We start from the raw sequence: 1,214 nt of genomic DNA, 5'->3' as shown, positions 1-1,214 counted from the left end.
AAACTGGGGATAACGCCTTAAATGGCGAAGAAACGGTCTAAATAGGCTGATTCAAGGCATTTACGGGAGAAAAAATCGGCTCAAACATGAAGAAATGAAATGACTGAGTCAGCCGAGAAGAATTTCCCCGCTTATTCGCACCTTCCCTAGATCACTTCCCCTGGCAGAAGGTGGAACAGCTTATCGCGGACAAGCTGGCGCAGATCGAGGCGGAGGTCGCCCGGCTGCAACGCCAGCATCAGGGCTTGAGCCAGTGCGCCACGCTGCTGGCGCAGCACCCCTGCCGCTATGGCGCCCCGGCGCGGCAATCCCCCGACGGGCGGGATCATCCCGCCGCCGCGGATCGGGGGCAAAAGGTGGCTTGACTCTGTCCCATGGGACAAGGGGTGTAATGGGGGCTCACTTCAAGGAGCCATACCATGACCCCCAACCTGCTTGTTCTCAACGGCAACCCCAAACCCGACAGCCTCTGCCACGCCCTCGCCCGAGAGTATGCCCGCAGCGCCGAGCAAAGGGGCGCGCGCGTCACCATGCATCACGTGGGGGAGCTCGCTTTCGCGCCGGATCTTCACCATGGCTATGACGAGGCGCAACCCCTCGAGCCCGATCTGCAGGCGGTGCAGCAGAGCCTGATGGAGGCCCACCATCTGGTGATCGTCGCCCCCGTCTGGTGGGGCCACCTGCCAGCCCGGCTCAAGGGGCTGCTGGATCGCACCCTGCTGCCGGGTTTCGCCTTTCGCTACCAGCCGGGGAAGGCGTACCCGGAGCAGTTGCTCGCCGGCAAGACGGCGCGCCTGCTGCTCACCATGGACAGCCCCCCCTGGTATTACCGCTGGTGGCAGGGAGCCCCCCTGGATCGCACCCTGGACAAGCCGGTGCTGGGGCTGTGCGGCATCCGGCTGACCCACCGTCAGCATCTGGGGCCCGTCCACACCTCGGATGAGGGGGCCCGCCAGCGCTGGCTCAGCCAGGCCGGAGCCGCCGCCCGCCAGGATGTGCGGCGGCTGGGCAGGCGCCCCGCCTAATCCCTGCCATGGGCATGTTTTACCCATTAAAAAGCCCCGCAGTTGCGGCAATGCTGATCAGTTAAGGATCCATTGACCGATCCTTCTGCTGTAGGACAATCCGGAACCAATCACTGGTTCCGGATTTTTTATGTCTATTGCAAACGATCTGAACGATGTTGTTGAGGCATCTGGCGACATGCTGGCTCG

2 protein-coding genes are annotated in these 1,214 nt (G+C 62.8%); both read left to right on the top strand.

Translation table 11 applies throughout. From position 1 onward, the window contains the following. The first annotated feature begins 170 nt into the window (after nucleotides 1-170). The gene (locus J9889_RS14255) at nucleotides 171-365 is read left to right on the top strand and encodes a hypothetical protein (protein ID WP_244054343.1); all 195 of its coding nucleotides are present in this window, start codon (nucleotides 171-173) and stop codon (nucleotides 363-365) included. A gap of 54 nt (nucleotides 366-419) precedes the next feature. After that, a complete protein-coding gene (locus J9889_RS14250) occupies nucleotides 420-1,025 on the top strand; it encodes an NAD(P)H-dependent oxidoreductase (protein WP_210557097.1) in 606 nt (201 codons plus the stop codon). Nucleotides 1,026-1,214: the final 189 nt, after the last annotated feature.

Origin of the sequence: Aeromonas sp. PrichA-15 (genome assembly GCF_017939245.1) — a bacterium.
Taxonomy (GTDB): domain Bacteria; phylum Pseudomonadota; class Gammaproteobacteria; order Enterobacterales; family Aeromonadaceae; genus Aeromonas; species Aeromonas caviae.
The sequence above is the reverse complement of the archived record's forward strand: the minus strand, read 5'-3'. Positions and strand labels throughout refer to the sequence as shown.

Excerpts from the sequence above, each read along its gene's own strand:
- J9889_RS14250 (WP_210557097.1), top strand. The coding sequence starts at position 420 with ATGACCCCCAACCTGCTTGTTCTCAACGGCAACCCCAAACCCGACAGC.